The following is a 26,162-nucleotide window of genomic DNA, read 5'->3' on the forward strand; positions in this document are numbered from 1 at the left end:
TTCAATCGTTTCCGATCGATCGGCAGATTACTGATGCCAATTACCAAACAACCAAATTGTCAAAAATCAGTGCTCCGATCCTCGCGACCGAGTCGCTGGGACCGAAGGACGCCGCGTGTGCAGCCGTCCGCCGCAGAACTTTGCGGCGGGCGGTCACTCACGAGCGAGGCGGGAAGATAGAGCCGACAGCCGTGGGCGTCAACCGTTCTTCATCGGAAAACCAAGAAAACTTTTTCTTCGTTTTCCGCCGCGGCCTACCGCGGCCCCACAACGAGGTTTTTCCCGTGCGGGAGCGAAAAAAGGAAGGGGGTTGGAGTGCTCGATGTGCTCTAGCAAATTGCCGATGCCGGTCAATCACGGCTCGCGAGGCCATCTGTCGGCCGGTGCGGTACATGATTTGCTCGCAATGGCAAGCTCATTCCCTTGTGATCGGCGTGCCGGCGGCATTTTGCCGTGACTGCTGATCCCTTTCTTCTGTTTCACCGAAGTGGAGGTAGACGGACTTGAACCGACGACCTCCTGCGTGCAAAGCAGGCGCTCTCCCAACTGAGCTATACCCCCTTCGGGTCGCATCTCGGGTGAGATGCACCTCAATGCTGATTTTTCAGCGTTGAGGGTTTCGGCCAAGGGCCGAGTGGGCGTGCCAGAATTCGAATCTGGGACCTCGTCGTTATCAGCGACGCGCTCTAACCAACTGAGCTACACGCCCGTGTTTTGCTCGCCAATCGCTTGCGTTGACAGGGTCGTGCCTGTCAAACAAGTGTTCAGCCAGAGCCGTCCCTGACGGCAAGTTCCGTCGAGCGAGGGAGAAGTTTACGCGAACCAATTGGGCTGTCAAAGCCAAGTTGGCATTCTGAGCGAAAAAAGCTTCTCCACGATCGACACCTTCCACCGCATCGATCGTCGCCAAAGGGCTTGCTTTGGCGTGGTTTCGCTGGCGGTGGACCAGTTTTATTCGGCACAAGTGCCTTTTCACTTAAATCGACATTCCAACAAATGCCGAGGTTCGGTCAAAATACTCGGCGTATCAACCCTCCCACTCTATTGGACACCCGTGAAGATGATGGATCGTTCCACTCGGCGACCAGCCCTGGTAGACCCCCAAACGCGACGTCGATCGCGGCGCTGCGAGAAGTCTGTCGCGACGCCCGCGAGGCGGCGGAATTGGCCATGCAACTGGCTGTGGCTCGGTGTTTTTGCGGTGACGACGGCGCTGTTTGCCGGGGCGCACCGCGCGGCTCGGGCGCAGAGCCCGACCGCCGCCCAGGCACTCGCGCTCAAGCCGCTTCAACCCGACGCAACCTATGAAATCGTGCCTGCCGAAAAGGTCGCAAAGTGCACGGTCAACGACATCACCGTGGCCGGCCAAAACGGCTGGGAAGTGGTGGCCCCGGACGGCCAAATGCTGCGCCGGTTTGTCGATACCAACGGCGACAAGAAAATTGATTTGTGGTCGTATTTCAATTATGGCGTGGAGGCCTATCGCGATATCGACGCCGATTTCAATGGAAAGGCCGACCAGTATCGCTGGCTGGGCAACAGCGGCACCCGCTGGGGACTGGACCAGGATGAAGACGGCCGGATCGATTCCTGGCGACGGATTTCCGCCGAAGAGGTTTCCGCCGAAGTCGTCGCCGCACTGCGTGAGAAGGACCCGCGGCGGTTCGCCCGACTGCTCGCCACGCCGTCCGAGCTGGAAGCGTTGGGGCTGGGCGAAGCCAAACTGGCCGAGCTGGAGATGAAAGCGAAACTGGCCGCCCGCAATTTTGCAGAATTGGCCAAGGATCAAACCGCGATCGGCCCCGAAACCGAATGGTTGCAATTCGCCGCCCCCGCGCCCGGGTTGGTTCCCGAGGGGACGGGCGGTTCGACCAAAGACGTTGTGGTCTATGAAAACGTCGTCGCGATGTACGAAAACGGCGGCCAGAGCGGCCAATTGATGGTCGGCACGCTGGTTCAGGTCGACGACCGCTGGCGGATGGTGACCCTGCCCAACGTCGGCGGCCAAGACGGCGCGTTGACGCAAACCGGCGGGCTGTTCTTCACGCCCGGTGGAGTGGCCATGGCGGCCATGCCGAGCACCGATTCGGGGCTCCAGGACCTGGTCACCCAGCTCGAGTCACTGGACCAAAAACTGGCGTCGGCCGGGGAAGCCGGACTGCCCGCGTTGCACGCCGCCCGCGCCGAATTGGTCGAAAAGCTGATCACCGCCAGCGGCAACGACGAAGACCGGGCGACCTGGACACGCCAATTGGTCGACACCGTCAGCGTCGCGGTGCAAAGCGGGCAATACCCCAAGGGGCTGGATCGCTTGAAAAGCGTTTCGGATAAATTCGCCCGCTCCAACGAGGCGCTGGCCGCCTATGCCGATTACCAGGCGATCCAGGCCGAGTACTTCCTGAAACAGACTCCGGATGCGGATTTCGAAAAGGTCCAAACATGGTACCTGCAGTCGCTGGCCGATTTTGTCGATTCGCATCCCCGCACGCTCGAAGCCGCCCAGGCGATGTTGCAGCTGGCGCTGGCCAAAGAGTTTGAGGACAAGGAGAAAGACGCGTTGGCGTACTACCGCAAGGTGCGCGACGGTTACAAGGGCACCGAAGCGGGCGAGAAGGCGGCCGGTGCGGTGCGGCGGCTGGAGTCGGTGGGCCGCAAGATCGAACTCGAAGGCGCCACGCTGGACGGAAAGACGTTCAAGCTGTCGGCGCTCCGCGGCCGACCGGTGGTCATCCATTACTGGGCCACCTGGTGCGAACCGTGCAAGCAGGACATGAAGCTGCTGAGCCGATTGCAGGGCCGCTACAAGCGGCAAGGGTTGACGCTGGTCGGAATCAACGTCGATGCGCGTCGCGCCGATGCGGAAGGCTTTGTCCGCGAAAACCGGTTGCCGTGGATTCAGCTGTTCGAAGAAGGCGGCTTGGAATCGAGCCGGCTGTCAAAGGCCTTCGGCGTCCAGACGTTGCCGACGATGATGCTGGTCGACAAAGACGGCACCGTCGTCCGGCACAACGTCCGTGCCGCCGAACTGGACGCCGCGATCGAAGAGATGGTGAAGTAGGGAGGTTTCCCTGTGGCCGGGAGGTGCTCAGACACCACGGTTCAACCCTCCCCTCGCTACGCTCGACCCTCCCTGTCAGGGAGGGTGAAGTCTTAACTTGATGCTTATGCCCCTCGCTGCGCTCGACCCTCCCTGTCAGGGAGGGTTGATTCGTCGATTGCGCCCTAGCTCCGGTCCTCGTACGGTCGCGGCCGGAGCTGTTGGAATAGGGCTCGTTTCTGGTCGGGAAGCGAGTAGTGGAAGCCGCAGTTCTCCAGGAACCGATCGGAGGAGCTAATGGCCATGATTTCCATGATGCCCAGGTCCCTGGCGCGGTCGACACACATCTGGACCAGGCGACGGCCGACGCCGAAACGCTGGAAATCGGGGTGCACGGCCAGGCATTGCAGTTCGGCCAGCTTGGGGCTGTAGACTTCGACCGCGGAAAACCCGACGCAGCGTGGGGCGGGTTCCTCGGCCGCCGCGACGTCGCCGGACGCTTCGGCTGGCGGTGCTTCGTCGCCCCACAGACCATCCGGTGAAACATCCCGTGGGGGTTCGTTGATCATGGCGACGAAGCCGTGCCGGGTGAGTTCGATCAGTTCGGCATGGGTTCGCGAAAGCAACAGTCGCTGCATCACGTAGGGACGCAACAGTGCGTGGATCGCCGGGGCGTCGCCGGGCAGTGCCTGGCGCAACTGGGGCGACGCCAGCGGCGGCTGGGATTCTGGCTGGGATTCTGGCTGGGATTCAGATTGGTTGTCGTTCAATGCAGTGACCTAACCCTTGGATCGTCAGTGCAGCTGGACCGGGTTGGTCGCTTGCTTGATCGTTTTTCGCAACAGCATCGCCGGTGCGTCTTTGCCGGTGAACAATTTGAACTGATAGGCCGCCTGGCGGACGAACATGTCGATGCCCGTGATGATCCGGCACTGCGCTCGTTTGGCGTACTTCACTAGCAAGGTGTTTTCGGGGTTGTACACGGTGTCAAAGACGACCATGAATTGGTTGAGCGCCGACCCGTTGAAGGGGGATTTGTCGACGTCGGGGTGCATGCCGACGGGGGTGCCGTTGATCAGCAACTGGACCTTTTGATTGTGTCGGTCTTCCCAGGGCACGAAGCGACAACCGACTTCGGAAGCCAGCAGCCGGGCGCGTTCTTCGGTCCGCGAGGCGATCACGACGTCGGCTTGGCGTTGTCGCAAACCCCAAGCGATCGCGCGGGACACGCCGCCGGCGCCCAGCACCAACGCGGTGACGCCCTGCAATGCGTTCTCCCGCGGCACATCCTTTCGTTCCAGGACTTCGACGATGCAGTCCATCGCGGCGCGGTAATCGGTGTTGTACCCCAGTCGTTCGCCTTCGTGAAAAACCATGGTGTTGATCGCACCGATCCCGTTGGCACTCGCTTCGGCTTGGGTGCAGTAGTCCAGCGAGCGTTCTTTGTGGGGGATGGTGATGCTGATCCCGCGGAGTCCGACTTTGTCGACGCTGTCCATGAAGTGGTGCAGGTCATCGTGGGGGACACGCAGCGGCAGATAGCGTGCGTTCATTTTCTCGGCCTGGAAGGCCGTGTTGTGCACCAGCGGGCTGTAGCTGTGGGCGACCGGGTCGGCGATCACGCCGAACAGTTCGGTGTCCGCGTTGATGTTTTTGACGTCATACAGGCTGTTCATCTCCTTCCAATTCAGCTGTCCCGGCGCCATCTTTTTGTCGGTGCTGTAGGTGGCGTAGGTGAACGGGGCGCCGAATCGGTTGGCCAGGATGCGGGTGATCGTTCCGATTTCGCCCATGCAGATCCCGATCGTGGGGATCTTGGCGTTGCGAATCAGGTCGAACATGCGGACGTTGTCGGCAAAGGAATTGGCCATCGTCGCGATCTTGACGATGTCGGCGTCTTCCTCGGCCATCGCCGCGTGCAGGTCTTCCAGATTGTCCGGGGTGCCGGAGAAATCGTGGTAGCTGATGATGCGTTTGGTGTTGCCGTAGCGTGGGATTTGGGCCGCCACGTCGGCTTCGATGTCGACGTATTCAGCCCCGGCAACGATCGCCGATCGCAGCAGCATCAATCGATCTTGCTCGCTTTTCGTCCAACGCCCCCCGTCCTGACGCCGCCGGACGGTCATCACGACCGGCCCGGGGCGGTTGTCCATCAGACGTTTTAAATTGACGGCTCGGCCGACATAGTCCAGCCGCAATTCCACAAGTTCGGCGCCTTGTTCAACCAAATGCTTGTGTTCGCCAATCATCCGGGTGTGGCGACTGCGACCGAGACTGACACAAATCATAGGGTATCGAAATCAGAGGAAGGGAGGTGGTGAAGTGATGCCTGCGGCGGTCGCCGGCGGGGGGGCTCATCGAAGAGTTTACTGTCTGGCGTGCCGCCCGCGTATAATAGGTCGCGGCGGATGCAACGGTCAGGGGTGCATTTTAATTCATCGGGGGGCAACGTCTCGGTGCGCCCCATCGGCGTGACCGCAACATCGACGCGATCGCAAGTCCGGAGGCTCGCGCGAATTGTCCTTCCAATGCGAATAAAAATCACGGATCGGTCCGCCTGCCCGGCGTGCTTAGGCGGTCCTGAACTTGCGTTTACCCCATCGCCCTGGCGTTTTGTGCGTCGAACTCGCGACTTTGTCTCAATTTCCCCGCCGCCCCCGCCGCCCCTGCCCCGATTGATGTGTAACACGATGCGAAGAAAACTGTTCCTGAACAAATCCACGACTGCATGCGGCAACTCGACTCGTCGGCGTTGTATTCGCAGATTCGAAAGCTTGCTTGTTGCGGGAATCGGACTGGCCGTTCTGGGAAGCGCCTGCTCGGCCGCAGACTGGAGTTTTCCGCGTGGCGACGCGGCGGCATCGGGAGCGACGACGGCCCAGTTGCCCGATGAGTTGGCGGTCGCATGGGAATTCAATGCCGATGACGCGGTCGAAGCGACTCCGATCGTCGTCGGTGATCGCGTCTACGTCGCCGACGTGATGGGCAAAATCTATTGTTTGGCTCGCAGCGACGGACAGGAGCGATGGCGCAAGGACTTTGGGACCGGGTTTCTGGCATCGCCGGTGATCGCGGGGGACCGGTTGGTCATCGGTGATTACGACGGTAACGTCTACGCGATCTCCGCTTCGGACGGCGAGGAACTTTGGACGGCGACGACCGATGGCGAAATCAGCGGTTCGGCGGCGATATACGGCGACAAGGTCTTGGTCGCCTGTCAGGATGGAAAGCTGTACTGTTTCGAATTGGCGACGGGAAATCCGGTTTGGACCTATGCCGCCGAAGACCAGATCCAATGTTCGCCCACGATCGCGGGCGACCGAACCTTTCTCGGCGGCTGCGATGCGAAATTGCATGTGGTCGATCTGAAGACGGGCAAGGCCGACGGGGACGCGCTGCCGCTGGAAGGGCCCACGGGGAGCACGCCGGCGGTCCGCGGTGATCTGGCGATCCTGCCCACCCACGACGGTTCCGTGTTCGCGTTTGATTGGAAGAACAAGCAACAACTTTGGCGCTACGAAGATCCCCTGCAGGCTCAGGAGTATCGCAACAGTGCCGCGATCTCGGCGGACGTCGCGGTCGTCAGCAGCCAGCGGAAACAGGTCGATGCGCTCGATCTGAAAACGGGAAAGCGTCTTTGGAGACATACGCTGCGGCGTTTTGCCGACGCGTCCCCGGTGATCGCCGGTGCAGATGTTTGGATCCCCGCGACCGACGGCCGATTGTTGCGATTGGCCTTGGCCGACGGGACCGTGAAGTGGACCTACGAAATTCGCGGCAGCTTCGTCGCCGGCGTTGCGGTCACCGACAGCGAGTTGTTCGTCGCCGACGATGAAGGCGTGGTGCGGTGCTTCCGGGGCAAGTGATTGTGATCTTTGGATAGGCTTCCAGCCTGTCAAACCGGCATCGACAGGCTGGAAGCGTATCCCACTACTTGCCATAAACGTCTTTGGGGTCGACCAACCGCGGGTCGACGACTCTCAGCGAGGCGTCTTGGGGGGCGACCGAGCGAAAGAAGCAACTCTCGTAGCCTTCGTGGCAGGCGGCGCCGGTTTGATTGACCCGCAGCAGGATCGTGTCGCGATCACAATCCACGCGAATCTCTTGAACACGTTGGCGGTGTCCGCTGGTTTCGCCCTTGCGCCAAAGCGATTTGCGGCTGCGGCTGTAGTAAACCGCCTGGCCGGTCGCCAGCGTTTCCCGGAACGCGTCTTCGTTCATCCACGCCATCATCAAAACGCGATCGTTGTCGGCGTCTTGTGCGATCACCGGCAACAGTCCGTCGGTGCCACGAGAGAAATCAACAGCGGTGGAGACATCGATCACGGTGAGTTTTCCGGGGAGGGTTGAAGACGGGAGGGGAAGATTATAAGCAGATTCGTCATAAACGGAACGACTGTCACGGGGCTTGCCGACGAAAGGCCCGCCCCGAAGTGGTCGCTGAAGGCACCGCCGTGCGGCGGACGATAACCCGGGCAGCGATGTTTGTTCAGCGTTTGCGAGGCAGCGTTTGCCGAGCAGGTGTTTCCTTCATAGGGGTTTTCCTTCATGTCGCCGACAAGATTGTCCATCGTTCTGCCGGTCCGTGATCGGCAGGATGAAATCGCGCAGCGGGTGGAAAGCGTCCTGGAGGGGCTGGTCGATCTGACCAGTGAATTGGCCGAGGTGATCGTTGTCGATGACGGCAGCCGTGACGACACACGCGACATTCTGGAGATGCTGCATGTGAAGTACCCCCAGGTGCGGATCGCGCGTCACGACCGGCCGCGCGGGATGGAAGCGGCCGGGCAAACGGGCTTGGAACGGGCCACCGGCGAACTCGTGTTTATCCAGGAGAGCGACTCCGAGATGCGGATGGAGGACGTGCGGCGGTTGTTGTTGATGAGCGAAGATGAATCGGTGGTCGCCGCGCGGGCGGAAAGCCGCCAGGAGCCGATCGCCCCGGCACTGCTGCGGCGGCTTCGGCAATGGGGCACCGACAAGCACACCCAAGTCGAACTCCGCGCCGATCAATGCCCGCCCTGTTCGGTGCAGATGATTCGCAAACCGCATCTGCAGCGTCTCTCGGCTCCCCGGGGCAAACGCTATTGGTTGCAAGGCCAGACCGATCGCATCCATGCCGTCGAGCGTGCCGAGGATGGTCCGCGGGAGAAGGTTGGTGTGCGGGCGAGGCTAAAGCAGCCGGCGCGATGAACGGCTTGTTGCCGTGAGCATGCTCGCGTGACCGAGCGGTCTGAATCAGAACGAGCGTTGGATGGAGAATTCGGCGATTTCGGTCAAGCAATTCTTGGCGGCGCCGGTGGGCAATTCGGTGATCGCGTCGAGGGCGCGTTGTTTGAAGTCGGCCGCCGTGCGTGCCGTGAATTCCCTGGCGTCGGACCGATCCAGCCAGCCTCGGATCTGGGCGTGGCGGTCGGCGGCCGGGCCTCGCAGCACCTCTAAGATCGCTTGTCGGTTCGTCGGCGTGGCGGTTTCCAACAGCCGGATCACCGGCAGCGTGATCTTGCCCTGGTCCAGATCCGTTCCCAACGTCTTGCCGACGGTGTGGTCGTCGCCCCACAGGTCCAGGAAATCGTCGGCGATCTGGAACGCGATCCCCAGGCTGTTGCCGTATTCGGCCAGTCGCGCGATCGTGTCGGCATCGCAACCCGCCTCCGCGGCGGCCAGGGAGCAGGCCACGCGACACAGTTCGGCGGTTTTTCCCTGGATGATTTCGAAATAGGTGTCGCGGTCGATTTCGACGTCGTCACGGCCGAGCACCTGGCGCAATTCCCCTTCGCAAACCAACCGCGCGGCTTGTCCGACCCACTGGCACGTGCGGGTGTTTTCAAGCGTTGCGGCCAACTGAAAACTTTGGGCGAACAGATAATCGCCCAGCAAGATACTGGTGTGATTGTTCCACTGGGCGTTGATCGTCGGGACGTGGCGGCGCGTCGCGGCTTCGTCCAATACGTCGTCGTGCACCAATGTCGCCGTGTGAACCATTTCCAGCACCGCTCCGATCACAACGTTGCTGGAGCGGACCCCACCCAGGGCTTCGGCCATCAGCAGGTGAATGGCCGGCCGGAGCCGTTTGCCGCCCAAGGCGACTCCGTGACGCAGCAGCGCCGAGACCTCTTCGAGCGGGCTCTGCAATTCCGACCGCAAGCGCGCTTCGACTTCCGCCAGCGGGCTGAGGATCGGGGCGTAAAGCCGTTGCAGCAAAGCGGCGGCCGGCGGGGCTGGGGGGGAACCAGCTCGCGAGCCGCCAGGACGTGAGCCACCCGAAACCGAGCCACCCGAAACCGAGCCACCTGAGCGGGAGCCGCCAGAACGGGTGTCGCCGGCCCGGTAGTGGGCGTCGACTTGAACCGTGTCGGATCGGTCTCGAAATGTCTCAGAAGCGTCCATGGTCTTGCGCGTCGTTGCGGGGATTGGGTCTGGCCGTCAAGTCATACCCTGAAAAACCGCATTTAGAAACCAGAGACAACCAAAACAATGGGGGCCGAGGTACCGGGGGGCGACGATCGGTCGCATCAGCCCTGGGGTTGGGGCTGGCGCACGAAGGAGCCCGACTGGCCGCCGGATTTCTCTTCCAGCTGTGTGGGGCCGATCTGCATGGCCCGGTCGACGGATTTCAGCATGTCGTAAACCGTCAGCGATGCGACGCTGGCGGCAGTCAACGCTTCCATTTCGATGCCGGTTTTTCCCGAGGTGGTGCAGGTGACCCGGCAGATCAGCTGGTCGGCCGGCCGGGGTAGAGAGGTGTCCGACGTTGACGGATGTTCGGCCCACTGAAATTGCACGTCGACCGATTCGATCGGGATCGCATGACAGAGCGGGATCAGGTGGGGTGTCCACTTGGTTGCCGCGATGGCCGCCAGCCGGGCGACGGCCAGCACATCGCCCTTGCGGCTGGTTCCCTGACGCACCAGTTCGGCCGCCTGGGCGTTCATCGCGATCTGTGACGACGCCGTGGCCATGCGTTTGGTGACGCGTTTGTCGGAGACATCGACCATGTGGACGTTGCCGTCGGCGTCAAAGTGGTTGGAAGGCATTGAGTGAAGTCTCCTGTTTTTCGACTTCAATCAATCGAAAAACCTCTTGAATCGCTGCTTGCGGCGTCGGTCAGGCCACCGAGCGATACAGCAATTCGGCATTGGTTTTGTCCAGCGGGACCGGGTTGAAGGTGCCGGTCCATTGTTTGAGTGCTTCTTCGACAAAGCTTTCGATCCCGCTGGCCGGAATCGACAACGCGTTCAAGCTGGTCGCCAAATCGGCTTGCTCGAGCCAGCCGGTGACCATCTCGGCCAAGCGATCCGGGGCCTCCGATTCGCCGACCGTCGGGTCGACGTCGCGGAGCAATTCCGCGTACCAGTCGCCATGGAATTGACCGTTCAGGCGAATCACGGCGGGCAACATCAATCCGACCGCCTGGCCGTGGGTGATGTCGTGCCGGGCGGTCAGCGGGTTGGCGGTGGCGTGGGCGGCACCGAGCATGGAGGTTTCGATCGCCATGCCGGCAAAGCAGGCGCCGAGCTGCATCCGGCTGCGGGCGTCGATGTCGTCGGGGGATTGCAGCACCCGCGAGAATCCTTCGGCCAACAGTCCAAAGGCGCGGCGCGAGTAGGTGATCGACATCGGGTTACGTCGATTGGTCACGTAGGTTTCGATCGCGTGTGAGATCGCATCGATGCCCGTCAGTGCGGTCACGCTGCGGGGCTGGGTCAGCGTCAGCTCGGGATCCAACAGCGCGATTCGGCAGGCCGCTTTGGGGTCACCGCAGGCCATTTTGACGTGGGTTTCGGCGTCACTGATCAACGCGAACGATTGGGCTTCGCTGCCGGTGCCGCTGGTCGTCGGGACGGCGATCATCGGCAACATGTCCGCGGTCGCTTTGCCCACCCCGTGGTAGTCGTGAATCGTTCCGCCGCCGGAATAAACAAAATTGATTCCCTTGCAACAATCCATGCTGCTGCCGCCGCCGAGACCGATCAGCAGGTCCGGTTTGACCTGGGCGGCTTTGGCGACCCCGGCGTCGACCATCGCCGAGGTGGGGTTTTCGGCGAAGTCGTGGAACGATTCGACGTGCAATCCGGCCGCGCGTAGATTGTCGACGCCGTGTTGAAAGTGGCCGGCGTCGACGATCCCCGCGTCGCTGACGACCAGCACGCACTGGGGGCGAAACCCTGCGGCCAGCTCACCGAGCCGAGAGAAAACGCCCTGCCCAAAGACAATCCTGGTGCGGGTGATGGCATCAAACGGTGTCAATTCGGTCATCGAACTCGCGGGAATCGGCGAAGGGGGCGGTGTGAATCAGTCCGGCGGCGAGATTTTACTTGATCAGCCAACCCTGGCCCAAGGGAACATGGCTTTTTCCCGGATCGGTCCGCCGCCAGATCGCTGTGCCGTCGTGCCGCTCGCCCGAGCGTGGGAATCCGCGGGTCTCCACCTTCCGGCGAAGCTAGCTACGCATGCTCTGCAATTCACGCGAATTCTTGGACGATGTGGCGCAGTCCAGCTAAATCTGGTAATTGACGTGTTCGTCGACCGCGTCGGCCGCCGCCGAGCCGCGGACCTTCAACGAGGGCTGTTCCAACACCACGGTGGTTTTGGGCGAGACGCTGCGGGTGATCCAGACACTCGATCCGATCACCGAATCACGGCCCACCACGGTTCGGCCACCCAGGATGGTCGCGTTGGCGTAAACGACCACTCCATCCTCGATCGTCGGGTGCCGCTTTTGGCCCCGGATCAATGTGCCACTCTCATCCGTTTTGAAGCTCAGGGCGCCCAACGTCACCCCCTGGTACAACTTGACGTGTTCGCCGATCTCACAGGTCTCGCCGACGACCACACCGGTCCCGTGATCGATGAAGAAGTACGCGCCGATCGTCGCACCGGGATGAATGTCGATGCCGGTCTGTTTGTGGGCCCATTCGGTCATCATTCGCGGGATGAACGGAACGTCCAAGCGGACCAGTTCGTGGGCGATGCGATAGACCGTGATCGCTTCGATGCCGGGGTAGCAAAACACGACTTCATCGGTCGTTTGACAGGCCGGATCGCCGTCGAAGGCCGCTTGGACGTCCGTGGCCAACGTCTTCCGCAGATCCGGGATGCGTTCCAACAGCTCGATCGCCATCGCCTGGCCCTTGGCCTCGAAATCCGTCTCGCTTTCGCAGTCGTTGTGCTTGTTGCGGACGCGGTCCTCGTGACGCAGCGCACGAGCGATTTGCGTCGTCAGCTGGTCGTGCAGGGCATCGATCGTGCTGCCGACGTGGTAGGAAATGTTGCCGGCGTGCAGCCCCACCTTGCGACGATAGCCGGGGTACAAAATGTCCTTGATGTTCAACAGGATTTCGATGACCGCTTCGTAGTTGGGAAGCGGGCAGTGGCCGAGGTGATTGATCGCATCGTCGGGCGTGTAAGTCGCCACGATGCGCTCGGTCAAACGCGGCAGCTGTTCTTTCAATCGGACGTCGGATGCCACAACAACCTCACGCGTGTGCTTGGAAACAGAGGGGGCCACGCAAAAAAAGATAGAGCGTCCAGGGCGACACCTGGTTCACGATCGATCATGCAACGATCGCGGCGATTACGGTAGCGGAACTCAAGTCGACTTTCGAGCGGGCAGGATTTCCGCTGTGAAAAACGTGACGTCTGCCGAATCCATCCTCCGACCGTCCGACCGCCAACCGAGGGAGCCCCCCTGGGAGAACTCCGTCTGTGTGGCGTCATTATACGTCGCGATCCGCCGATGTGTCGTTCGGACTCGCGTCCGTGTCCCTGGCACTTACCGCATCCCTGGACTTACCGTCCGATGGTCGGCGGATCGTTCAGCAGGAAGTCACGCGGACCACGCACGGTGTAGTACGGGTAGGCGACCTGGCCGGTCGGCGGTCCGGGAGTGAAATTCTGGCTGGTCGTTGTGTTGCCGCGATGCCCCATCGTCCCCGGCCCCAGATGCGAGCTGTAGTTCAGCCCCCCCTGCTGCCAGCCGATGTTGCCGGGGACACACCCCGTTCGGCAACCGCTGCCACACGAATTGCAGCTGCCGCCGCCAAGTTTGCCCAGCAGACCGGTGCCGCTGGAGCAAGCGCCCGAGGAGCAGTTGTTGCGGGTGTGATTATGTAAACATCCGGTGCTGACAACGAGCAAACCGGCCAACGATCCAATCCATAACCAACGGTTCATCGCCGAGTCCTTTTGGGCATCTTGCTTGTGTGGCTGCGCCAAAATCACGAAACGTGATTCGAGATCTGACGACGCCCTCTGATATGTCCGGCCAGAGTCGCGGGCGGCGCTCGCTGATGCCTCGGTCGATCCTTCAACCTGGCGTCCACGTCGCCGCCCACAGCGGGATTCTCTGGCACACGTTTTCCATCGACGTTGTGATCGGCTCGGTACACACAATCCGTGCGACCGATACCAGGGATTCCAAATCGCAAACGAACAAAACCCGCAGATTACCCAGGTGTTGCTAGCAAGGGGGCGGGTTGGCGATGCGGGGGCACCGATTGTCTGTCACGCGTCGCGACCTTTGTCAGACGGTGGTTCTCAGACGCTTTCCACACTCTGGCGAGCGTGGCCATGTCAAAACCGGGTCCGCCTTGAATCGGCCGACGCGGATTTGGTAGCAGTCCACTCTCGCGTGCATTCCGCATCTTTCGAACGCTTCCTCGAACCCACCACACACCTGATGAAACTGTCTGCATGGATGACCGCTGTCGCATTGGCGCTACCGCTGGCAGCCGCCGGGTTTGTCGGCAGCGCCGCCGCCCAAACCGGCATCACGAACTCCACCGTCGTGGTTCCGACGCAAGGGGCGGCCCTGGACGACTATTTGATCAGCCGACTGCGCGCGACGACCGACGATCAGCGCCAGTATGTCCGCGAGATCGTCAAACTGGTCGACCAGAACAAGCTGGAAAAACGGGTGGTGTTGGCGCTGGAACGCTACGCCCGTCGCAAGAGTCCGTATTTTCCGCTGCCGGTCTACGAGCGTGCCCTGCGTGTCGAAGGGTTCAAGCGGGGCGTGACCGTTCCAACGCTGAAAGAGATTGTCGCCCGCAATGGGGCATCGGCGGCCCGCACGGTGCGAGATTCGCGATTCCGCTAGTGTGATCCAAGGTCTGCCAAAAAACTCATTTTTTGGCCGATCCAAAGGAGAAGGGCTTTCGGTGGCTCGAGTGCACTCTAACGCTACGGATCAACCCTGCCTTCCGAGGTCATGCGGTTTTTCAAATTAACCCTCCCTGGCAGGGAGGGTCGAGCGTAGCGAGGGGAGGGTTGATTCGTGGTGGTTGAGTTCTTCTGCGCCACAACGAACCCTCCCCGCGTCGTCGCACACTCCTCCGCGACCCTCCCAGGGGGAGGGTGAAGGCGTCAACTCCTGTAACTTCAGAGGTTAAAAACCGCACCCTCCCTTCCAGGGAGGGTGTTGTCCTCACTCGATGCGTCTAGCGCCGAGGCGGCTACAGTTCCCAGCCGCTGCGGTATTCGCGTGCGACGAACTGGTTGACCTCGGGCACGTTGGTGCTCTTCAGGTTCTTCGCATCCCACTCGATCCGCTTGCCTTCGCCGGCTCGCAGGGCCAGGTTGCCGACCAGGATCGTTTCGGTCAGGCGTCCGGCGTAGCCGAAGTTGGACATCGTGCCGGGTTCGTATTCACCCTTGATGGTGCTGACGAACTCCCATTTCTGGCGTTGGTCGTTACCGGCCTTGAACGGGATCCGCGGCAACCATGGGTCGGGGTACTTGTAGTCCGCGAAATCGTCTTCGGGCAGGATGTCGAACTGGGCACCATAGTCGTTTGCCGAGAACACCATGCCTTTGCTGCCGACGACCAACGCGCCGCTGGTCTTGCGACCGCCTTCGCGTTGCTTGGCGATGCGTTCTTGGAAGCGTTTGGGAAGCTTGTTGATCAGATCTTCGCGGGGCAATTCGCCGCCGTCATACCAATAGAATTGGCAGGCCGGCAGACCTTCGCGTTCGGGGAATTCGAACAACAACGCGCTACTGGCCGGATAGGTTTCGCCTTCGAAGATCCCGGGGTTTTTGACCGCGGTGACGGCGACGGGGTCCCACAATTTCAGCGCCATGACGGGCATGTTGGTGGTGTGACAGGCCATGTCTCCCAGGGCGCCGGTTCCGAAATCGACCCAGCCGCGCCAGTTAAAGGAGTGGTAGACGCCCTTTTTGAACGGACGCATCGGCGCCGGGCCGATCCAGGCGTCCCAGTTCAGGTTTTCCGGGATCGGGTCTTCGCCTTCAGGGCGTCCCTGGCCTTGCGGCCAAACCGGACGGTTGGACCACACGTGGACTTCGCTGACATCGCCGATCGCGCCGCTTTGGATCACTTCGACGGCCGTCCGCAGTCCGTCTTCGCTGGTGCCTTGGTTGCCCATTTGCGTGACCACGCCCATCTGCTCGGCGGTTTCGCGCATCAGACGGGCTTCGCCGATCGACCAGGTCAGCGGTTTTTGGCAATAGACGTGCTTCTTCATCCGCATCGCCCGGACGGCCGCCGCGGCGTGGGTGTGGTCGGGCGTGCTGACGGTCACGATATCGATCTTGTCGCCGACCTTGTCCAGCATTTCACGAAAGTCGCTGAACTTTTCCGCATCGGGAAACTCACGCGCCTTCTTGTTGACGGTGTCGCCGTCGATGTCGCACAGGGCGGCGATGTTGACGCCGTTTTCGGCGATGTGGCTGGTGTCGCTGCCACCTTTCCCGCCGACACCGATGCACGCCGCACTAAGCCCCTGGAGGGCTGATTCTTGAGCTTTCAGAACAGGCGAGGTTCCCGTCCAGTAGCCGACTCCTACCGCGCCGGCGGCGGCGGTACGGCCGAGGAAATCACGGCGATTGGTCCGTTTGGTCATGCAAAAATTCCTTGAGTTGGAAATGACTTGGTTGCAAGGCGTCAAAGCGAGCGGCGCTGAAGGTGGGGGTGGGGTGGGAGCCGTCCTTGCCTGCCAACGCTGCCGAATGCGCAGTTAGTAAGACGTAACAGCCCCGCAAGGATAACCCGAAGCCCGCTAATAAACAACGTTCCCCCCGCAGAGTTCGTTGTCAATCGACGCCCGATTTGTCACATTGGAGCGTCCACGACGGAACATTCACTTTGCCCCGCTCGCCCCCCCAACCAAATCCCTTGATCGCAATGAAACGCTGCCTCCCCTTCCGATTGACCCACTCGCTCGGCCTTGCCGCAGTAGGCCTGACGCTCGTCGGATGTGCCCCCGACAAGATGCCGCCCCAAGAATCGGACACTGCTCAAGCAGCGGCAGAACAGGACGCGGCGGCTGCCGAAAGCGCCGAAAAACCCGTGGTGGAAAAGGACGATCCCCAGGCCGTTGCCGAGCTGGAAGCGGCCGGTTACCTGATGGAGACCAATAGCGACGGACAAGTCGTGTCCGTTTCGGTGGCCAGCGATTCCGATGTCAGCGACACCTTCGCCAACCTGGCCGGATTGCCGCACGTCAAAACGGCTCGCTTCAGCGGCCCCGGCATCACCGACAAAGGCTTGGACGTGCTGGCCGAAATGCAGCGGCTGGAGCGGTTGGATTTCACCGATTCGGCGATCACCGATGACTCGCTGGATGTGGTTGCGAAACTGCCCCGGCTGCAGGTGCTTTCTCTGCGTCGCGTCGGCGTCTCGGACGAAGGCCTGCAAAAGCTGGCGCCGCTGCAAAAACTGCGGATGATCGATCTGCGAAACACCAACATCAGCGACGCCGGCATGAACGCCCTGGCCAAGTTGAAATCGCTGCAGGACGTGCAGCTGGAAAAATCAAAGGTGACCGACACCGGCGTCAAAGAACTCGCCGGACTGCCACTGAAATCCTTTAACGCGAACTACTGCACGTCGTTGACCAATGAAACCTTGCACGTGTTCGCCAAGATCCCGACGCTTGAGCAGATCCAACTGGATTACACCAAGATCAACGACGAAGGCATGGCATCGCTGGCGGGGCTGAAAAAGCTGCGGCGGCTGCGGATCCGCGGCTGCGACGTGACCGGCGAAGGCATTCGGCAAATCGCCGACGCGAAAGAAATGGGACGCTTGGAACTCCGGGACACCTCGATCGATGACGAGGGGCTGGGGATCATCGCGAAGTATCCCAAGCTGACGTACCTGGACCTCGGTGAGTGCCGGTTGATCACGCCCGACGGCATCAAACAGCTCGGTGCGGCCACCGGGCTGACCTACCTGGGGTTTTGGGAAACGAAACTCAACGACGAAGCCTTCGCCGCCCTGGACGGCTTGGTCCAACTGGAGACGCTGGACCTGAAAGCGACCGACCTGAGCGATGCGGCCGTCGACACGATCTTGAAGTTCAAAAAGCTGAAGGATCTGAACCTGGCCGGCGTCCAACAGATGACCGACGAAGGGTTCGCCAAGCTGGCTGAGTTGCCGAATCTGAAAACGATCAACGTGGCCAATACCCAAATCGGCTACGACGCACTCGATGCGCTCGAAGAAGCCGACGAGTCGCTGCAAATCATCGAGTACTAAGCTACGGGAAGGTGTAGGTTTCGTTGGTGACGTCAAAGTCCTGGTCGGTCAGTCCGACGTTGGTTTGAAGATCCCGGTACTCATAGGACTCGACCAAGGGCAACTGGCCGTCGGGGGAATCGGGATCGGGCCAACCGAAGCTACGGTAGCTGGTGATCAACAACCGCTCGGGGTCGTACACGATCTCGGCCAACGAAAAATCGTCTTCGCCGCCGCCGGGTTGACTGCGAGTGGCTTTGATCAATTCGCAGTTGCGTCCGTCGAATTCGTAATCGCGGGTGATCGTCACCGTGACGTCGGGATTGTTCAAGTCTTTCTTGCCACGCTCGATCAGTTTTTCGACCAGGCCGGTGATGCCGATTTCATAGATCGGGTAGCGTTGGCCGGCCATGGCGAGCATCCCGGTGGGATCCAGCCACAGGGTTTTCCAGTTGAGCAACACGGTGACTTCGTGCACGGCCATCTTGCCGTCGTACAGATCCTTGCCCCAGATCACCTCGCGGCCCGCGGTGGCTTCGGGGGCGTGGAATTTCAAGTAAATCCGTATCGGCGCGTCGTTGGTTTCGTTGCGGTGACGGGTTTGGATTTTGACATCCATTTCGCTGCGCTCGTTCAACGCGCCCGATTCACTGCGGTCCTGTTTGATGAACCGCGCCGTGTAATCCTGCAACGAGTCATCCATCGACGCCAGCGCCTGGTCGGCCAGTTGCAACACCTCCGCGATCGACGATTGCCGCGTCCGCGGAGTCGCTTCGGCGGCATCGGCCGGCAACTCTTCCATGATGGTCGGCGCCAGATCTTGGCGGACATCGTTTTTGTTGCGCATCACCGATGCGAGTGCCACCGAGCCGACAAGGAGCGCCGGGACGACAAGGACCCAGCCGCGCCGAGATTTAGAGGGTGCCATAGTTTTCGATCGAAAGTGATTGGATGAACGCGTGCTTGATCGCCGCGGAAATATAGCTGCCTTCGCCAGAAGGTGGTCTCACTACGTCACAGTGCCACCACGCTCTGGCGAGCGTAGCGACGTCGCAGCAACGCTGACCACTCTTTGCGAATCCGAGGGGGTGGTGGCAATCACTGTAACGCCAATGCCGTGCCGGCACCAAGGCCCAAAATACCAAGGCCCAAAATACCAAGGCCCAAAATGACGGGGGACTCCGGCCCGTTGCCGGAGCGCTGTGGCATCGGCGACCCTGGAATGGCGTTATCGCGTCAACGCGTCCAGCCCGCAGCGGCGGACATGGTCGTTGGCGGCGATCCACTGGTCCCGGTTCATCTTCTTGGCCATGATCTGCCAATGCTGGCGATCGGTCGACAGCAGGCAGGCCAGCGAGGACGGGGTGTCTTCGTCGATTCGCGGGCAGCGAGAGATTAGCATCCGAATTCTTGCCCTCTGTTCGACATCCAGGTCCCCCCGCTCAAGTGCCGTGCAGAGGTAGGGAATCGCGCTGGTCCCGATTCCGGCCAGCGCGGTCGTTGCCGCCCGCCGCTGGGAACTCTTTCCCGCCTGCAATTGGTCGATCAACGCGTTCACCTCGGCGGCCGAAACGATCGCCAGCCGAGACGCATTCTGCTGGAGGAACGTTTCGGTTCGATGTGCCAGTTCGATCACACTGCGACCGAGCAGCATGCGCGAAATCAACATGTCCAGATGGATCTGGAATCCGGGTTCGTCCTGACCCACGATGTGCAACAATGTCGGACCGCTGACGCGACGATCCAGTTCGCTTTCACCGTTGGGATTGCGACGGACGTTCCACTCGATCGCCCCGGTTGCCCGTTGGTCCAACACGGCTTGTTCGCCGGTGGCGATGATCGTCGATTCCATCCGCAGACTTTTTCCGTGCTCGGCAACCAGTTGGACGCGTTGATAGTCGTCCGCATACCGGTAGTAAACCGAAGGCACGCCGGAGGACGATGACACCGTGATCGATTCGTGGAATCCGTCGGCGGAGTGTTCCTGCGATCCCTTGCGATAACGCATCGGGTCGACAACGAGACGGCCGGAACGAAGACGGAATCGAGCCAGTCCGGATTCGGAAAAGACGCCGGCGACCTGACGCCGTGCGGCCCGCTTCTTGGAACACTGTGGCGGTCTGCCTGCCGCCTTGAGACGTTGATCGGCGGTCGGCTCGTCTGCAGGAGTCGACACGGTCGGCATCGCCATCATCATGGCCAATGCAATCAGGTAAGGGTACCTCATCGCTTCACCGATCCTTTTCACGCGACTGATCACGTGAAGATCTGCACGTACGGAAGATCGAAAGGAAACGTTTTTCGATCTCTGTTAAGTGCTCGATAATGGAATATCGGCAAGCTCGGAAGGCCAGTTCATGCAATCTTCTTCGATTGGCGTGTTTAACACCTGTTGATGGCAGTTGGGGGCAGACTGGAAGCCTATTCCACGCGCCGATAAACCAAACGCACATCGTTGGCGAAACGGTCGACGCGATGGAGTGTCAGCTTGGTTGCCAGCTCGATGGGGCCAAGCCCCTCTCCGGCAATGGGGCCCGGCGCCGAAACGCCGCCGAACAGTTTTGCGCCGATGTAGACGTGGAATTCATCGACCAGGCAATCGCCACTCGGTGGGTCCCAGAACCCGCCCAGTAACTCCGCTCCGCCTTCGATCATCACGTTGGTCATGCCCTGATCGCCCAGCAGTGCAAGCATTTGGCGAACCATCGCCTGGGATTCATCGCAATCCAATTCAAACACCACTGCACCGAGTTGTCGCAGTGCCGCGAGTTCCGCCCGATCGACCCGCGGCGATGCAATCAACCACGTCGGGATGACCGTGCCCGTCTGGATCAACTTGGACTGGCGCGATGGCAAGCGTCTGCGACACAGCACGACGCGTTTGGCGATCCGCGGTGGTGTCACGTCGGTTCCATCGTCGGCGGTGGGCCGCGCGTTGAGCATCGGATCGTCGGCCTGGACGGTTCCCATGCCGGCAACGATGGCGTCGACGCGACCGCGCAAGCGATGCACCCGGCGTCTTGATTCGGGCCCCGAGATCCACTGGCTTTGCCGTGACACCGTGGCGATGCGGCCGTCGGCGGTCATCGCCCATTTGGCGATCACCCAGGGGATCCCGGTTTGCACGCGTTTCAGATACGGTGCCAACAGCGTCTCGGCGTCTTCCTTCAGGACGTCTAAGGTAACATCGATCCCCGCAGCGCGCAGTTGCCGGATCCCGCCGCCATCGACTTTGGGAAAGGGGTCGCGCATGGCGACGACGACGCGGGCCACGCCGGATTGAATCAGGGCTTCGCTGCAGGGAGGCGTTTTGCCGTGATGGCAACAGGGTTCCAGGGTGACGTAGGCCGTCGCACCGGCGGCGTCGGAGGAGCCGTCCAGCGATCGGAGGGCGTTGACTTCCGCGTGCGGCCCGCCAAAGGATTGATGGTAACCGCGGCCGATGCAGGTGTCGTCTTTGACTAAGACACAGCCGACCATCGGGTTGGGTTCGACGCGGCCTTGCCCTTGGGCGGCCAATTCCAGGGCAAGCCGCATCCAGCGTTCATCGTCGTCTTGATGGGGCGGCGTCATCCGGCCGTTCAATCCATTCCCGGGACCCACAGCTTGCTGCCTTCACCGCCGGCGGCCGGCTTGGGGGGCTCGGGCGAATCGGGGGTCCACACTCCGCCGGAACGTTCTTCCGGTGGTGCGGCGGGAGTGAATTCGGTCGGTGCGGCAGCCGCTGTGCCGGGGGCGGCTGTGCCGGGGGCTTCCCGCAGCGAACCGTCGGGGCGGATGATCCCCAGTTGCATCAACAGCTGTTGCACGCGGGCCATGACTGCCGGGTCGTTGCCGTAATTTTTTTCGATGTCCATGATCGTTTGACGAAATCCGTCTTGGTCGGACAGTGTCAAACAAAGCTCCAGTCGGGCGAGCAAGATCGACGCGAAGGGCAACTGATGTGCCTTGGCGAATTCGATCCCCTTGTCGCCGATCGCGATCGATTCACTGGGTTCTTGCGTCGACATCATTTGCAAGAGGTAGCCTTCCATCGCCATGCGGGCTTCATTTTCGTCGCCTCCCGCAGCCGCCTTTTCGACCAATTTGGCCGCGAATCGGTTGCAGGCGGTCATGCCGCCGGTGGCGCGTGCATTGCTGGCCAGCACATACAGCGGCATGGCGGAGAGTTGGTCGGGATTGACGCGGAAGAAATCGCTGGCCTCCAAGTCCTCCAAGGTTTCGTCGGTCGGTTGCAATTCCGGCAACGGATCGACTTTGGCGATTCGGTAAAGGTCCGCCAGGGCGCCGGGCAGGCTGACCATCCGTTCGCGGCCTTCGAGCACGCGGACGACGACCGCCCGTTCAAAGTCCAGCGTGTCGTCATCGGCGACTTCGGCCAGCGACTTGCCGCCCAGCATCGGCAAGGGCAACTCGCACGCCCGTTTGCCATCGTGGCTGGCGGCGAACTCGCGATTGAAACGCGCAAATTCCGCCATCGATTTGGGTTGAGCCTGACGGATCGGACGGTCGTCGAGTGCAAAAAACAGCGGGATCGGGTGGGGTTCGTCCATGACCACTTTGCCGTCGGGGATCGCCGCCAGCAGGATTCCCTTGACCGCTTCGCCGCGATCTTCGGTTACCTGATGGACGATCACCTGGGCGCTGCGATCGGTCTGTCGCCCGTAGACGGCGGCCAGTGCGATCGAGGTCGGGCAATCCGCCGCCGGCACGTCTTCGTCGTTGGATTCCAGCGGGCGATCGGAAACGAAAAACGCGCTCCGCGGTCGGACTTCACCTTCGGGAACTTGGATCTGGGAAAGCCGCTGGGCGGTCAATTGCTCGGTGCGGTCACTCGCGATCAACGCCATCTCGGCTTGCTCGACGTCGTCAAATTCGACATGGATCGATTGGGCATTGACCGACAGGGTTCCGATCGGGGACAGCAGGCAGCTGATCGCACGGTAGCGCTGTCGCGTCAGCGTATCCAACGACTCGACTTGCGAGATCTGGGTGGCGATGTCGCTCTGGCGTTCCAGGTCCCCACGCCAGACCGCACAGTGGAACAAGCCCGACAGGATGGCCGGCTGCCCGGGGGCGGTTCGGCGCAGCGATTCGAATTTGTCCTGGGCCAAAAGCACTCGGTTGTTGTGCAACAAGGCGACCGCTTCGTCATAACGCTCGCCCCAATCCGCATCGGGGGCACGCTGGATCAATGCCGGCAGACTTTTCAGCAGATGATTGACGCCGGCCGAGGTGTCCAGTTCAGCCAGAAACGCGTTGGCTTGGTCGTTGTCATAGCCCTGCGAACTGATGGCCAACAGGGCATAGACGCGGGCCGACAGGATCACACCACTTTGGGCCAGTCCCATCGCGACGATCAGGGCCACGTCCATCAGGAACGCATCGATTTCTTGTCCGCTTTCGTTGAGGGCTTCCAACAGCGAATCGGTCGCGCCCTGGACGTCCTGGCGGAACACCTGGGCCGCCGCCCGCTGCGTCAGCGCGAGCGGATTGGAGGGCTGGAGGCGGATGAAACGTTCGGCGTTCTCGTTCAGCGATTCGTATTCGCGCAGATCCAGCAGCAATCGACCGCGGATCGCCAGCGCCCAGGCCGCGTCGGGGTGCTCGTCCAGAATCGATTTCAACCGATCCATGCCGGGGACGATTTGGCCGCCCTCGATCATCTTGAGCACTTGGTCCATCTGGCCGACGGAGTCCTTGCACTTGCAGAACTTGATTTTTTTGCCATTGCCGCAGGGGCAGGTGGCGTACAGATCGACAGACATAAAACCGGCCGGGATCGAAGGGGTACGGGGGCGAAGGGGAGGATGTTACCACGATCGGTGCGTCTGACCAAAGCCCCGCTGGACGAGGCGATGGCGGATTTTCACGCGTCCCCCTGGTCTACGCAGCCCGGCTCGGTCCCTCGCAGTCCGCCCGAGCTGCGCGACTTCTCCCCTGATCCACACCGACTTGACCGGACACGGTGGCTGAGTGGAGAGGGAGGAAGATTAAGCTGAGCCCCGAACACTCGCGCGCCCGCAAATGCCCGTTGTGTTTTCGTGCCCCAACGCCGATCTAGCGCGACACCTCCGTGGAGCGGTCGGCGAATGCCTCCAGCAAGAACGCCAGGGCGCGGTCGCCGATTCCCGGAAAACTGCTCTCCCTCGGCCCGGCGATGTTCAAGGTTTCCGGTCGCAGCTGATCCAACCACTGTCGCACCACGCCGGGCGACGTGGAGTCCATGGCGACCGCCAGGTAGGGTTTGTTCCACCGCGCCGCGTAACGACGCGTCAACAACGTGCCGCCTTTGAGCCGTTGTTCGTACAGGATCAACGTCGCGTCACTGTCGATCACGTTTTGCTCCGTCCGGGGCGGGTACTCGGCCGTGTCCATTTCGACCAACTCGTAACGGCTGGGGATCGAGCCGTCTTCGGAAAGTCGTCCCTTGGGACACCAGCCGCCGTGCTGGATCTGATGAGCGATCGCCAGTTCCAACCCGGCACGATCGACCCCCGTCTGCCCGCCCGAGACGATGCGACGGGGTAGAAACGGCTGCTGATCAGCAGGGTTGGACGATCGTTTGGTCACTCGTTTCCCTCACCGTTGTACCAGTCAGCCGTCGCGTCCAGAATCGACCGGATCAACGCTTCAGCGGGGACCGAATACGGAGCTTTCCGCCAGATGCTTGGGACCGGTGCACGAAACCATTGCATCTCCGAACGGGTCGGATGCTCTATTAAAAGTTGCCAGCTGTGCAGGGCAACCCCACGCGGAAAATCGACGCGTGAGCCGTACTTGGAGTCGCCCAGAATCGGGTGGCCGCGATCGGCGAATTGCACTCGGATTTGATGCTTGCGGCCGGTCAACAAGCGGACCGCCACCAGCGTCCGTGATTCCGAGCGGTCGATCACGCAGTAATTCAGTCGCGCTTCTTGGGAGTCAGATCGGCCGCGACGGTCGACCCGCATGCGATGCGCCGCGTCGTCTTTGAACACCGCATCGATCAGCGTGCCCGAGGGGGGCAGCCCGGAATCGTTTTCCAAATCCCCGGCGACCATCGCGAGGTAGATTTTTTCGGCCCGGGTAGACACTTTCTTGCTTTTGCCGGGGCCGCCGAATTGGATCGTCAGCCGCGAGGCCGCTTTGCTGGTGCGGGCCAACACCAGCACGCCGGTGGTCAGTTTGTCGAGCCGGCTGACCACACCGACGAACACGTTGCCCGGTTTTTGATAGCGTCGTTTCAGGTAGTCCGACGCCCAGCCGTGGGCGGTTTGGATCCCCGACTGGGCCCCCATCGTCGGCATCCCGGCCGGCTTGTCGACGACCAGCAAATGATTGTCTTCATACAGGACGTTCATGACTCGGCCGTGCGACTCGCTGGCGGTGGCGAGGGATGTTCGGCAAGGGTGTGCCGCAGCCATGCCAGGGCCGCTTTGCCGATCCGCTGGTAGATGATCGACGGATGGCCGCCCAGCCGACTGGTCGTCGAAAACACCTGGCCGGTCGGACCGATCGCGATCAACGTGACCTCCGCCGCCGGCAGCGGAGAATCGGCGGAGCTATCCAGCGGAGGATACGCGTCGACACCGACCAGCCACTGTGCCCGCGAACGTCGTCGAAGTGTCTCCAGCGCCGCCGCGGACTCCACTTCCAAAACCGCCGCCAGTTCGTCCAGGTTGGCAAAGCAGTATCCGCCGCGATAGGCCGACGACTGGCCCAGCGATGCGAACCAGTCGGCCAACACCGCCGATCGTCCAAGTTCCACACTGACCAGGCTTTCGCCGCGCTCGGTCAGCACCCTCTCCACCGCATGGTATTGCTCAAACTCCTCGCCGTCGCCGAAGTGCAGGTCGCCGACGCGCTCAAGGATCTCCGCACGTGTCGATTCGATCTGCTGACGACACTCCTGGGGCGATTGTCCGATCGCACTGATGCGCAGCGAGATCGTCGCGGCGCTGACCGTGATGCCGACCCTCGGCACGTGATCGCGGTCAATCATCTCGCCCAACCGTTGCTCCATGTCGCTTTCGCCGACGCCGAAGAACTTCATCACTTCGTGTTCGATGTGCGAGCGCGAGCCGCCGCTGAGTTCCAGGATCCGCGCCGCGACCGTCTCGTCGAACATGCGTTTCATTTCCGCCGGCACGCCGGGCAAGGCAAAGATCCGGCTGGTGGCGCCGTCGTCGCGGCAGACCGCCACGTCGACGCCGGGCGCGGTGCCCTGGGGATTAAAGATCTCCAAGCTGCCCACCGGGAACATCGCTTGAATTTCATTCCTCGCTGGCATCTCACGATTCCGCCGGGCGAACAAACCCTGGATATGGTCCAGCGCCGATTGACGCAGTTCCAGCGGTTGATCGACGACCGCGGCCAATGCCTGACGTGTCAAATCGTCACGCGTCGGCCCCAGCCCGCCCGTGCAAACCACCACGTCGGCCCGAGCGGCGGCGATGCGAAAGACGTCGATGTTGTGCTGCAGCGTGTCGCCGACCGTGCTGTGAAACGTGACTTCGACCCCCAGTTCGCCGAGGCGTCGGCTGATCCATTGTGCGTTGGTGTCCAAGCGAGCGCCGCTGGTCATTTCGTCGCCGATCGAGACGACTTCGGCGGTCAGCGTTTTGGATTGCATGGGGAAGAGCATGAAAGGCGTTTATGTCA

Annotated in this window: 21 protein-coding genes and 2 tRNA genes; 5 read left to right on the forward strand and 18 right to left on the reverse strand. The window is 61.5% G+C overall.

All coding sequences use genetic code 11. The annotated features are described in order from the left end of the window. Positions 1-488: 488 nt before the first annotated feature. Positions 489-561 (reverse strand) — tRNA-Ala (locus H1B37_RS26340). Positions 562-635: 74 nt separating this feature from the next. Then, positions 636-709, reverse strand: a tRNA-Ile gene (locus H1B37_RS26345). A 492-nt stretch (positions 710-1,201) separates the two neighbouring features. Here H1B37_RS26345 and H1B37_RS26350 point away from each other — a divergent pair. Further along, positions 1,202-3,058 (forward strand): redoxin domain-containing protein, encoded by a 1,857-nt coding sequence (locus tag H1B37_RS26350; protein ID WP_353620924.1) that lies wholly within the window; start codon positions 1,202-1,204, stop codon positions 3,056-3,058. A gap of 164 nt (positions 3,059-3,222) precedes the next feature. Here H1B37_RS26350 and H1B37_RS26355 read toward each other — a convergent pair whose 3' ends face one another. Both H1B37_RS26355 and aroE read right to left on the reverse strand, forming a co-directional pair. Further along, positions 3,223-3,807, reverse strand: a complete 585-nt coding sequence (locus H1B37_RS26355) for a GNAT family N-acetyltransferase (RefSeq protein ID WP_353620925.1) — start codon at positions 3,805-3,807, stop codon at positions 3,223-3,225. Between the two features lie 24 nt (positions 3,808-3,831). Next, positions 3,832-5,325: a shikimate dehydrogenase gene (aroE, locus tag H1B37_RS26360; RefSeq protein ID WP_182870266.1), complete on the reverse strand. Its 1,494-nt coding sequence runs from the start codon at positions 5,323-5,325 to the stop codon at positions 3,832-3,834. Between the two features lie 486 nt (positions 5,326-5,811). On the opposite strand from aroE, the gene H1B37_RS26365 reads away from it, so the two are divergent. After that, a complete protein-coding gene (locus tag H1B37_RS26365) occupies positions 5,812-6,903 on the forward strand; it encodes an outer membrane protein assembly factor BamB family protein (RefSeq protein ID WP_182870267.1) in 1,092 nt (363 codons plus the stop codon). 64 nt (positions 6,904-6,967) lie between these two features. Here the strand turns inward: H1B37_RS26365 and hisI are convergent, their stop codons facing one another. Continuing rightward, positions 6,968-7,363: a phosphoribosyl-AMP cyclohydrolase gene (gene hisI / locus H1B37_RS26370; RefSeq protein WP_182870268.1), complete on the reverse strand. Its 396-nt coding sequence runs from the start codon at positions 7,361-7,363 to the stop codon at positions 6,968-6,970. Positions 7,364-7,585: 222 nt separating this feature from the next. Here hisI and H1B37_RS26375 point away from each other — a divergent pair, with 222 nt between their 5' ends. Then, complete coding sequence (locus tag H1B37_RS26375) at positions 7,586-8,230, forward strand: glycosyltransferase family 2 protein (RefSeq protein WP_182870269.1); 645 nt, start codon at positions 7,586-7,588, stop codon at positions 8,228-8,230. A gap of 45 nt (positions 8,231-8,275) precedes the next feature. On the opposite strand, the gene H1B37_RS26380 is transcribed toward H1B37_RS26375, so the two are convergent. The 5 genes from H1B37_RS26380 to H1B37_RS26400 all read right to left on the reverse strand — a co-directional run bounded on the left by H1B37_RS26380 (position 8,276) and on the right by H1B37_RS26400 (position 13,213). Then, on the reverse strand, positions 8,276-9,427 hold the full coding sequence (locus H1B37_RS26380; protein WP_182870270.1) for a polyprenyl synthetase family protein: 1,152 nt from the start codon (positions 9,425-9,427) through the stop codon (positions 8,276-8,278). Between the two features lie 125 nt (positions 9,428-9,552). After that, the gene (gene moaC / locus H1B37_RS26385; RefSeq protein WP_182870271.1) at positions 9,553-10,074 is read right to left on the reverse strand and encodes a cyclic pyranopterin monophosphate synthase MoaC; all 522 of its coding nucleotides are present in this window, start codon (positions 10,072-10,074) and stop codon (positions 9,553-9,555) included. 70 nt (positions 10,075-10,144) lie between these two features. Next, positions 10,145-11,287, reverse strand: a complete 1,143-nt coding sequence (locus H1B37_RS26390) for an iron-containing alcohol dehydrogenase (RefSeq protein WP_182870308.1) — start codon at positions 11,285-11,287, stop codon at positions 10,145-10,147. Between the two features lie 250 nt (positions 11,288-11,537). Then, positions 11,538-12,509 (reverse strand): serine O-acetyltransferase, encoded by a 972-nt coding sequence (locus H1B37_RS26395; protein WP_182870272.1) that lies wholly within the window; start codon positions 12,507-12,509, stop codon positions 11,538-11,540. 320 nt (positions 12,510-12,829) lie between these two features. After that, positions 12,830-13,213 (reverse strand): hypothetical protein, encoded by a 384-nt coding sequence (locus H1B37_RS26400; RefSeq protein ID WP_182870273.1) that lies wholly within the window; start codon positions 13,211-13,213, stop codon positions 12,830-12,832. 505 nt (positions 13,214-13,718) lie between these two features. Between H1B37_RS26400 and H1B37_RS26405 the strand changes: the two genes are divergently transcribed. After that, complete coding sequence (locus tag H1B37_RS26405; protein WP_182870274.1) at positions 13,719-14,138, forward strand: hypothetical protein; 420 nt, start codon at positions 13,719-13,721, stop codon at positions 14,136-14,138. Between the two features lie 355 nt (positions 14,139-14,493). On the opposite strand, the gene H1B37_RS26410 is transcribed toward H1B37_RS26405, so the two are convergent. Continuing rightward, entirely contained in the window at positions 14,494-15,903 is a 1,410-nt protein-coding gene (locus H1B37_RS26410; RefSeq protein ID WP_182870275.1) for a Gfo/Idh/MocA family protein, read from the reverse strand. Between the two features lie 281 nt (positions 15,904-16,184). Between H1B37_RS26410 and H1B37_RS26415 the strand changes: the two genes are divergently transcribed. Further along, positions 16,185-17,540: a leucine-rich repeat domain-containing protein gene (locus H1B37_RS26415; RefSeq protein ID WP_182870276.1), complete on the forward strand. Its 1,356-nt coding sequence runs from the start codon at positions 16,185-16,187 to the stop codon at positions 17,538-17,540. Between the two features lies 1 nt (position 17,541). Here the strand turns inward: H1B37_RS26415 and H1B37_RS26420 are convergent, their stop codons facing one another. The 7 genes from H1B37_RS26420 to H1B37_RS26450 form a co-directional block, all read right to left on the reverse strand. Continuing rightward, positions 17,542-18,447 carry a DUF1571 domain-containing protein gene (locus H1B37_RS26420; protein WP_182870277.1) on the reverse strand — a complete coding sequence of 302 codons (906 nt, stop codon included), beginning with the start codon at positions 18,445-18,447 and terminating at the stop codon, positions 17,542-17,544. Between the two features lie 300 nt (positions 18,448-18,747). Continuing rightward, complete coding sequence (locus H1B37_RS26425; protein WP_182870278.1) at positions 18,748-19,746, reverse strand: hypothetical protein; 999 nt, start codon at positions 19,744-19,746, stop codon at positions 18,748-18,750. A gap of 194 nt (positions 19,747-19,940) precedes the next feature. Further along, a complete protein-coding gene (gene ribD / locus H1B37_RS26430; protein ID WP_182870279.1) occupies positions 19,941-21,092 on the reverse strand; it encodes a bifunctional diaminohydroxyphosphoribosylaminopyrimidine deaminase/5-amino-6-(5-phosphoribosylamino)uracil reductase RibD in 1,152 nt (383 codons plus the stop codon). An 8-nt stretch (positions 21,093-21,100) separates the two neighbouring features. After that, a complete protein-coding gene (locus H1B37_RS26435; protein ID WP_182870280.1) occupies positions 21,101-23,287 on the reverse strand; it encodes a tetratricopeptide repeat protein in 2,187 nt (728 codons plus the stop codon). Positions 23,288-23,579: 292 nt separating this feature from the next. After that, the gene (locus H1B37_RS26440) at positions 23,580-24,092 is read right to left on the reverse strand and encodes a putative molybdenum carrier protein (protein ID WP_182870281.1); all 513 of its coding nucleotides are present in this window, start codon (positions 24,090-24,092) and stop codon (positions 23,580-23,582) included. Further along, positions 24,089-24,862, reverse strand: coding sequence for an RluA family pseudouridine synthase (locus H1B37_RS26445; RefSeq protein ID WP_182870282.1), 774 nt, complete (start codon positions 24,860-24,862; stop codon positions 24,089-24,091). The genes H1B37_RS26440 and H1B37_RS26445 overlap by 4 nt, the downstream gene beginning before the upstream one ends. After that, on the reverse strand, positions 24,859-26,133 hold the full coding sequence (locus H1B37_RS26450) for a competence/damage-inducible protein A (RefSeq protein WP_182870283.1): 1,275 nt from the start codon (positions 26,131-26,133) through the stop codon (positions 24,859-24,861). The genes H1B37_RS26445 and H1B37_RS26450 overlap by 4 nt, the downstream gene beginning before the upstream one ends. Between the last annotated feature and the right edge of the window lie 29 nt (positions 26,134-26,162).

Source organism: Stieleria mannarensis (assembly GCF_014154935.1).
GTDB lineage: Bacteria > Planctomycetota > Planctomycetia > Pirellulales > Pirellulaceae > Stieleria > Stieleria mannarensis.

Coding starts and splice junctions, on each gene's coding strand:
- H1B37_RS26450 (WP_182870283.1), bottom strand. CDS start 26,133: ATGCAATCCAAAACGCTGACCGCCGAAGTCGTCTCGATCGGCGACGAA.
- H1B37_RS26425 (WP_182870278.1), bottom strand. CDS start 19,746: ATGAGGTACCCTTACCTGATTGCATTGGCCATGATGATGGCGATGCCG.
- moaC (WP_182870271.1), bottom strand. CDS start 10,074: ATGCCTTCCAACCACTTTGACGCCGACGGCAACGTCCACATGGTCGAT.
- H1B37_RS26435 (WP_182870280.1), bottom strand. CDS start 23,287: ATGTCTGTCGATCTGTACGCCACCTGCCCCTGCGGCAATGGCAAAAAA.
- H1B37_RS26445 (WP_182870282.1), bottom strand. CDS start 24,862: ATGAACGTCCTGTATGAAGACAATCATTTGCTGGTCGTCGACAAGCCG.
- H1B37_RS26405 (WP_182870274.1), top strand. CDS start 13,719: ATGAAACTGTCTGCATGGATGACCGCTGTCGCATTGGCGCTACCGCTG.
- H1B37_RS26375 (WP_182870269.1), top strand. CDS start 7,586: ATGTCGCCGACAAGATTGTCCATCGTTCTGCCGGTCCGTGATCGGCAG.
- H1B37_RS26410 (WP_182870275.1), bottom strand. CDS start 15,903: ATGACCAAACGGACCAATCGCCGTGATTTCCTCGGCCGTACCGCCGCC.
- H1B37_RS26380 (WP_182870270.1), bottom strand. CDS start 9,427: ATGGACGCTTCTGAGACATTTCGAGACCGATCCGACACGGTTCAAGTC.
- ribD (WP_182870279.1), bottom strand. CDS start 21,092: ATGACGCCGCCCCATCAAGACGACGATGAACGCTGGATGCGGCTTGCC.
- H1B37_RS26420 (WP_182870277.1), bottom strand. CDS start 18,447: ATGGCACCCTCTAAATCTCGGCGCGGCTGGGTCCTTGTCGTCCCGGCG.
- aroE (WP_182870266.1), bottom strand. CDS start 5,325: ATGATTTGTGTCAGTCTCGGTCGCAGTCGCCACACCCGGATGATTGGC.
- H1B37_RS26400 (WP_182870273.1), bottom strand. CDS start 13,213: ATGAACCGTTGGTTATGGATTGGATCGTTGGCCGGTTTGCTCGTTGTC.
- H1B37_RS26415 (WP_182870276.1), top strand. CDS start 16,185: ATGAAACGCTGCCTCCCCTTCCGATTGACCCACTCGCTCGGCCTTGCC.